The organism is Tsukamurella sp. M9C, from assembly GCF_020169415.1.
Taxonomy (GTDB): Bacteria; Actinomycetota; Actinomycetes; order Mycobacteriales; family Mycobacteriaceae; genus Tsukamurella.
Genome location: NZ_JAIULG010000059.1, coordinates 24,163 through 31,124, shown reverse-complemented (window position 1 = coordinate 31,124; position 6,962 = coordinate 24,163). Strand labels below are relative to the sequence as shown.

7 protein-coding genes and 1 pseudogene are annotated in these 6,962 nt (G+C 70.6%); 3 read left to right on the top strand and 5 right to left on the bottom strand.

The features are described from left to right. Together LB823_RS21035 and LB823_RS21030 are read left to right on the top strand one after the other, a co-directional pair. A pseudogene (locus tag LB823_RS21035) lies at nucleotides 1–452 on the top strand (D-alanyl-D-alanine carboxypeptidase); the annotation flags it as partial. A 1-nt stretch (nucleotide 453) separates the two neighbouring features. Next, entirely contained in the window at nucleotides 454–1,950 is a 1,497-nt protein-coding gene (locus tag LB823_RS21030) for an APC family permease (protein WP_224651162.1), read from the top strand. A gap of 10 nt (nucleotides 1,951–1,960) precedes the next feature. On the opposite strand, the gene yhjD is transcribed toward LB823_RS21030, so the two are convergent. Further along, complete coding sequence (yhjD, locus tag LB823_RS21025; RefSeq protein WP_224651159.1) at nucleotides 1,961–2,959, bottom strand: inner membrane protein YhjD; 999 nt, start codon at nucleotides 2,957–2,959, stop codon at nucleotides 1,961–1,963. Nucleotides 2,960–2,997: 38 nt separating this feature from the next. Next, complete coding sequence (gene trpS / locus LB823_RS21020; RefSeq protein ID WP_224651156.1) at nucleotides 2,998–4,023, bottom strand: tryptophan--tRNA ligase; 1,026 nt, start codon at nucleotides 4,021–4,023, stop codon at nucleotides 2,998–3,000. Nucleotides 4,024–4,473: 450 nt separating this feature from the next. Between trpS and LB823_RS21015 the strand changes: the two genes are divergently transcribed. Further along, nucleotides 4,474–5,301, top strand: a complete 828-nt coding sequence (locus LB823_RS21015; RefSeq protein ID WP_224651154.1) for a hypothetical protein — start codon at nucleotides 4,474–4,476, stop codon at nucleotides 5,299–5,301. On the opposite strand, the gene LB823_RS21010 is transcribed toward LB823_RS21015, so the two are convergent. The 3 genes from LB823_RS21010 to LB823_RS21000 are packed head-to-tail and all read right to left on the bottom strand — an operon-like array spanning nucleotide 5,279 to nucleotide 6,953. Continuing rightward, nucleotides 5,279–6,088, bottom strand: a complete 810-nt coding sequence (locus LB823_RS21010; protein WP_224651151.1) for an exodeoxyribonuclease III — start codon at nucleotides 6,086–6,088, stop codon at nucleotides 5,279–5,281. The two genes, LB823_RS21015 and LB823_RS21010, sit on opposite strands and share 23 nt — an antisense overlap. Further along, entirely contained in the window at nucleotides 6,085–6,516 is a 432-nt protein-coding gene (locus LB823_RS21005) for a barstar family protein (RefSeq protein ID WP_224651148.1), read from the bottom strand. The genes LB823_RS21010 and LB823_RS21005 overlap by 4 nt, the downstream gene beginning before the upstream one ends. Then, a complete protein-coding gene (locus tag LB823_RS21000; protein ID WP_224651145.1) occupies nucleotides 6,513–6,953 on the bottom strand; it encodes a ribonuclease domain-containing protein in 441 nt (146 codons plus the stop codon). The genes LB823_RS21005 and LB823_RS21000 overlap by 4 nt, the downstream gene beginning before the upstream one ends. Nucleotides 6,954–6,962: the final 9 nt, after the last annotated feature.

Genomic DNA, 6,962 nt, shown 5'->3' with positions numbered 1-6,962 from the left:
CGCCCGGACAGAGCCCGCCGCCGGCCCCCACCTCGGTGGCGCCGTATCCGATCGTCAACGAGAACCGCCTGCTCACCGACTTCCCCGGCGCGGTGGCCGGTAAGAACGGCTACACCGACGACGCGAAGAAGACCTTCGTCGGCGCGGTCGACCGCGACGGCCACCGCTACGTGATCGTGCAGATGTTCGGCCTCTCGCAGACTGGCAACACCTACTGGGACCAGTACCGGCGGCTCCTCGACTACGGCGTCGCGCTGCGCGGGAAGTCCGTGGGCACGCTGGTCGCGGCCGACGGTGCCGCGAGCCGGCCCGAGCGGGCGCAGGAGGACCTGGTGGTGGAGAGCGGACCGTCGGGGATGGGCAACGGCACGCGGCTCCTGATCGGGCTCGGCGGGCTCGGCCTCATCGCCGTCCTGGTGGGCGCCGCGATGCGCACCAACCGGGGCCGCTGAGGTGGTCGCCGCGCCCGTCGGCGCCGCACCGGTCCCGGACAAGGGCCTGCGCTCGAACTCTCTGGGCCTGCTGAGCAACATGGCGATCGGCCTCTCGTCGACCGCCCCGGCGTACAGCCTCGCGGCGACGCTCGGCGGCGTCGTCGGGCACGTGCAGGGCAAGGCGCCGGCGATGTTCGTGGTCGCCTTCGTTCCCATGCTCATGGTGGCCGTCGCGTACAAGGAACTGGCCGCCGACACCCCCGACGCCGGGACCACGTTCACCTGGGGCAGTAGGGCGTTCGGGCCGTGGATCGGCTGGCTGGGCGGCTGGGGCCTCGCGGTCTCGGCGATCATCTGCCTGGCGAACGTCGCCGAGATCGCGGCGAGCTACCTCCTGCGCTTCGTCGGCCTGACCTCCCTCGCGAACGACCGCGTCGCCGTGGTGGGCTTCGGGTGTGCGCTGATCGTCGCGATGACCTGGGTGTCGTACCGCGGGATCGTCGTCTCGGAGCGCATGCAGAACGTGCTCATGTCCATCCAGTTCGCGGTGCTCGGCGTGGCCGCGGTGGCCGCGCTGTGGGCGGTGTACCGGGGCACGGCGGGACCGCAGGCCGTGCGGCCGAGCTGGGACTGGCTGGATCCGACGGGGCTGAGCGCCTCCCAGATCGCGGCCGCGGTGATCCTCTGCATCTTCCTCTACTGGGGCTGGGATGCCTGCCTGGCCGTCGGCGAGGAGACCAAGGACTCGTCGTCGACGCCCGGCCGGGCCGCGGTGCTCGCGACGGTCGTGCTCATGGGCACCTACGTGCTCGTCGCCGTTGCCGTGCAGTCGTATTCGGGCTTCGGCGAGACCGGCCTCGGGCTCGGCAACACCGACAACCACGACGACGTCCTCACCGTGCTCGGCCGGCCCGTCGGGGGCGCGGTGCTCGCGGGCCTGTTGGTGCTCACGGTCGCCCTCTCGGCGCTGTCCTCGACGCAGTCGACGGTGCTGCCGACGGCGCGGGGCACGCTCGCGATGGCGATCTACCGGGCGGTGCCGGAGCGGTTCGCGCGCGTGCATCCGAAGTACCTCACCCCGTCGTTCGGCACCGTCGTGATGGGCGGGTCCGCGCTCGCCTTCTACCTCACGCTCGCGCTGCTCAGCCGCAACACCCTGGAGGACTCGATCAGCTCGCTGGGGCTGGCGGTGGCCTTCTACTACGCGATCACGGCGTTCGCGTGCGCGTGGTACTTCCGGCGGACACTGCGCCGGTCGATGCGGAACCTGGTGCTGCGCCTGGTCTTCCCCGTGCTCGGCGGCGCGGCGATGATCTGGGCCTTCGTGCAGAGCGCGGTCGACATGATCGCGCCCGACTACGGACAGACGGTGATCGGCGGGATCGGCGGCGTCTTCGTGATCGGCATCGGCATGCTGGTCCTCGGCGTGCCGCTGATGATCGCGTGCGCCGTGACGCGGCCCGCCTTCTTCCGGGGCCGGACGCTGCCGCGGGCGACCGCGCCCGAGGACGCCTGAGCGGCGCGCGTCAGCGCTTGCGGCGCAGCAGTGAGCCGAGGCCCAGTCCGGCGACGAGCCCGGCCGCACCGGCGAGGGCGGTCCGGCCGGCGTCGGGCTCGGAGCGGATGACGGGCGAGATCACCACGGGCGCCGGGGCGGCAGGGATCACGTACCGCTGGTTCCGCGGATCGGTGGCGGCCCACGCGGTCGCGAACAGCACGATCCGCGCGGTGAAGTAGATGAACAGCATGATGCCGAGGATCGGGCCGAAGGTGGCGCCGGCCGGGCCCTTCATCGCGTTGCCGATGAGCAGGGTCGCGAGCTGGATGAGGATCATGAACGCCACCGCCGCCATGAGGCCCGCGCGGGTGGCGTTGCGCCACGGGAACTGCACCCGCGGCAGACGCGCGATCACGAAGGTCCACAGGAGCCACAGCGCGAGGAGCGTGACCAGGAGGGTCGCCCCGGAGATGACGAAGTGGAGGCCGGGGGCATCGTCCAGTCCGGCCTTGTCGAGGAGCTTGGCCGTGAGCGGGCTGCTCCCCGCGGCCATCAGCGCGATGCAGGCCACCATCGCGACGAACAGGCCCGCGAGCGCGCCGAGGTCGGCGAACTTGGTCTTGACGAAGTTCTCCTTCGGCACCTCGCTGTCCCACATCTCCGTGAGACCGGCGCGAACGTTCGCCATCCAGCCGAGGCCGGCCCAGAGGGCACCGGCGAGACCCACGATGCCGACGGTGCTGCGCGAGGCGATCGCCTGGTCCACCAGGTCGCTGACCGACTTGCGCAGGCTCTCGTCGCTGATCACGGAGTTGATCTGGGCCTTGATCTCAGCGAGCAGGTCCGCGTCGTTGATGAGGATGTAGCCGCCGATGGCGAAGGCCACCATGATCAGCGGGAACAGGGCGAACACGCTGAAGTACGTGATCCCGGCGCCGAAGTAGTCGCCCTTCTTGTCCTGGTACCGGGTCGCGGCCGCCATGATGTGGTCGAACCACGGCCACTTGTCGCGGTACTTCTGGAGCATGTGGAGACGTCCTCCTGCAGTTCGCTACTGCACACGGGCTAGGGCGCCAGGAACCCTACCCTGTCGTAGACGTCGGCGAGGGTCCGGGACGCGATCTCGCGTGCCCGCTCCCGACCGGCGGTCAGGACCTTGTCCAACTCGGCGCGGTCGTCGAGGTAGCCCTGGACCCGGCCCCGCAGCGGCGTGGCGAAGTCGACGAGCACGTCTGCCACCTGCGTCTTCAGATCGCCGTAGCCCTTGCCCTCATAGGAGCGCTCCAGCTCCGGGATCGGGGTGCCCGTGAACGCCGACTCGATGGTCAGCAGGTTGGAGACGCCGGGCTTGTTCTCGCGATCGAAGCGGATCTCCCGCTCAGTGTCGGTGACCGCGGACTTGACCCGCTTCGCGATGATCTTGGGGTCGTCGAGGATGCTGATCAGCCCCGCGTCGGACTCCGCCGACTTGCTCATCTTGGCGGTGGGGTTCTGCAGGTCGTAGATCTTCGCGGTGTCGGAGACGATGTACGCCTCGGGCACCACGAAGGTCTTCTTGAACCGGGTGTTGAAGCGCTGCGCCAGGTTCCGGGTGAGCTCAAGGTGCTGCCGCTGGTCCTCGCCCACGGGCACGAGCTGCGGGCGGTAGAGCAGGATGTCCGCGGCCATGAGGATCGGGTACGTGAACAGGCCCACCGACGAGCTGTCGGTGCCGTTCTTCGCCGACTTGTCCTTGAACTGCGTCATCCGGCTGGCCTCGCCGAAGCCGGTGATGCAGCTGAGCACCCAGGTCAGTTCCGCGTGCTCGGGGATCTGCGACTGCACGAACATCGTCGAGCGGGCCGGGTCCACGCCCAGCGCCAGGAGCTGCGCCGCGGCGAAGACGGTGCGCTCGCGCAGCGCCTTCGGGTCGTGCGGCGTCGTGATGCCGTGCATGTTGGGGATGAAGTAGAACGTCTCGAACTCGTCCTGCAGCTTCACCCACTGCCGCACCGCGCCCAGGTAGTTGCCGAGATGGAACGAATCCGAGGTCGGCTGGATGCCCGACAGCGCACGCTGCCGCTTCGCGGGGGTGGGGGCGGTTTCCGTCACGAGGAACGAGTCTATCGACCGCGGTTCCGCGGGTCTCCTCAGTATTCGGTCCGACGGTGCCGGCTGTGCGACGCGCGGGGGGGCGACCGCGCCGACACACGGGCACCCACTGCGACCGGCTGACTATGAAATCGTGACCGCCAGTGACAAACCGGACGCCTGAGGACCGCGGTCCGGCGTCGCCTCCGAACGAGGCTCGTGCCCGGCGAGGCGTCCGGCCGTTCTACTCGTATCGGATCTGTCACTGGCGGTCACGATGTCATAGCGCCCGTTCCGTTCCCTCCTCGCTCCGGACTCCCGAACCGAGCACGGACGGGGCACGGTGTCGGTAGCGTGGCACGCAACTCAACAGGTCGATCGGGGGACGGCATGGGTGGGGATTCGAGGACGCCTGGGCGGGCGCAGTACGACGCGGAGGATCGGCGCGATCGGTATTGGGCGGGGCCGGTGATGCCTGCGCGGCAGAGGGCCTTCGACCGCCGAGTCTCCGAGGCGTGCCTGCGCCTCATGGCAGCGCGCCACACCGCGAACATCTCGTTCACCGACCTGGCGGAGGCGACAGGCGACATCAGTTCGCGAACCCTGCGCCGGCACTTCCCCACAGTGGCTGCGGCGGCATACCCCACGACGTGGTGGCTGCCCCGACCGGCGGACGCCATCCGCAAGGTACTCGCACCCCGCGAACGGATCGGGCCGTGCTGGCCCCCGGACCTCGACGATCCCGAGGTCGCCGCGGCGACGGCGATCGAGCCCGGAGACGAACATTTCGCCTGGCCGCCCGCAGGCTTCTTCGAGGCGCTGGGCGTTCCCGATCCACTGAATCCCGGCGCCGTCTCACCGCAACCGATCACCCTGCGCAATCTGTTGAACGATCTGCACGCCCTCGACCGGAGGTGGTCATCACTCAGCGGGTATCGCGACCTGGAGCCCGGCCTCGAGGAGCTGCGCGGGACCACCCCGGAGCTGGACGCCTGGTACGTGCGCGCACTGCACCGCCGCGCCGACGCGCTCGCGGCGGTGCTCGCCCGGGTCTTCGGTCTCCCGTTCGGCGCAGCACGCGCGTGCGCACACGGCTACGCCGCGATCCCCGAGTCCACAGCGCCCATCGAGGTGGCCGCCCATCTGACGGCGTTCGCGCACATCATCACGACCGGCGTGACCGTCCCACCGGGCCCCGGCGGCCCGATCGCCCCGGCGTTTCGCGCGATCGACCTGCCCGTACGCGAGCCGGAGCGCGCCCGGCCGCGGACCGGCCCTAGTCCGCGTACTCCACGGTGACCGGCGCATGGTCGGACCAGCGCAGGTTGTAAGCCTCGGCCCGCTCGACGTGCGCGGACACGGCCCGCTTCGCCAGCGCGTTGTTGGCGATCTGCAGGTCGATGCGCCAGCCCGAGTCGTTGTCGAAGGCCTTGCCCCGCCAGGACCACCAGGCGTACGGCCCCGGCTCGCCGGGGTGCAGCTCGCGCACGACGTCCTTGAAGGCGCGCCCCTCGCCGATGTACTCGCTCATCCAGGCCCGCTCCTCGGGCAGGAAGCCCGAGTTCTTGACGTTGCCCTTCCAGTTCTTGATGTCCAGCTCGGTGTGGCCGATGTTCCAGTCGCCGCACACCAGCACCTCGCGGCGCCGCCGGCCCAGCTTCGCCAGGTAGGCGCCGAACTCGGCGCGGAAGCGGTCCTTCTCGTCCTGCCGCTCGGTACCCACGTCGCCCGACGGGAGGTACAGCGAGCCGACGGTCAGCCCGTCGAAGTCGGCCTCGAGGTAGCGGCCCGCGTGGTCGAACTCCTCGCTGCCGAAGCCGACGCGCACCGCGTCCGCCTCGCGCCGCGAGAGCACGGCGACGCCGTTGCGGCCCGCGGTCGAGGACTCGGCGGCAGCGAGGTGCCAGCCCTCCTCCAGCGCGGGCGCGAGCGCCGTCAGCGTCTGCTTGTGGGTAGCGCGCACCTCCTGCAGGAGCACCACCTCCGCCTTCGTCCCACGAAGCCAGGGCAGCATGCCGAGGTTCTCCTCGGAGCGCTGCTTCACCGCCGCGCGGATACCGTTGACGTTGATCGACGTGATGATCACGCGAGCGCCTCCACGGTCAGGCCGGCCGCGGCCCAGGCGGAGCGCACCCGGGGCACATCGGCACCGTCGGACACGGACAGCAGCACCTGCACCTCCCGGTCGGCGAGCACCGCGACGAACGTGGCCAGGGAGCCGGCCTCGTCGGCGAGCACCTGCTCGGCCTCGGCGACGCCGAGCACGACCGCCGCCGGACCGCCGAGCCAGTCGAGATCGCCCAGGCTGTCGGCGAGCGCGTCCCAATTGGCACCGAAGTCGAGCGGGAACTGCAGCGCGGCCGAGACCTCGTCGAGGAGTGCGGCTTTGGTGCGCATGCGGCTGCCGCGGGCCACCAGCACCCGCGGGCGCTCGCGACGCTTGAGGGAGTCCAGATCGGTGCCGGTCAGCGCGGCACCGGCGCCGGAGGTGAGGAACTGCGGGAGGGTGCTCATCGGATCCTCGTGAAGGTCTCGTAGTGGTCCAGGGTGTACCAGGCGCCGCCGTCGGCCCCGGTGATGATGCGCTCGGCGTCCCGGCCGCGGCCGGACTTCTTCACGTTGACGTCCCACTCCGTGTACTTCGCGCGCTTGCCCTGCTTATCGGTCGCGGGCAGGCGCTTCTCGAAGTTTCCGAAGTTGCGGCCGCCCTGCGTACCCGAGCCGTCCTTCGGCGGCCACGTGCCCGCGTCGATCCGGGCGAGCGTCGCGAGGACGCGCGCGGGCACCGCGGAGTTCGACGGTGCCGAGGCGCGGGCGCCGCCCGACGCGCCGGCCGCCGACGTGGTTGCCGGCTTGGCCGTCGCGGACGGCTCGGCGGTCGACTTGCCGCACGCCACGAGCCCGAAGACGGTGAGCAGCGCGATCGCGCACAGGGCGAGAATCCTTCGCATAGTCCAAGA

Bases quoted from the DNA above. Each gene is read 5' to 3' on its own strand.
- yhjD (WP_224651159.1), bottom strand. From the start codon at position 2,959: ATGCTCCAGAAGTACCGCGACAAGTGGCCGTGGTTCGACCACATCATG.
- LB823_RS21015 (WP_224651154.1), top strand. From the start codon at position 4,474: ATGCCTGCGCGGCAGAGGGCCTTCGACCGCCGAGTCTCCGAGGCGTGC.
- LB823_RS21005 (WP_224651148.1), bottom strand. From the start codon at position 6,516: ATGAGCACCCTCCCGCAGTTCCTCACCTCCGGCGCCGGTGCCGCGCTG.
- LB823_RS21000 (WP_224651145.1), bottom strand. From the start codon at position 6,953: ATGCGAAGGATTCTCGCCCTGTGCGCGATCGCGCTGCTCACCGTCTTC.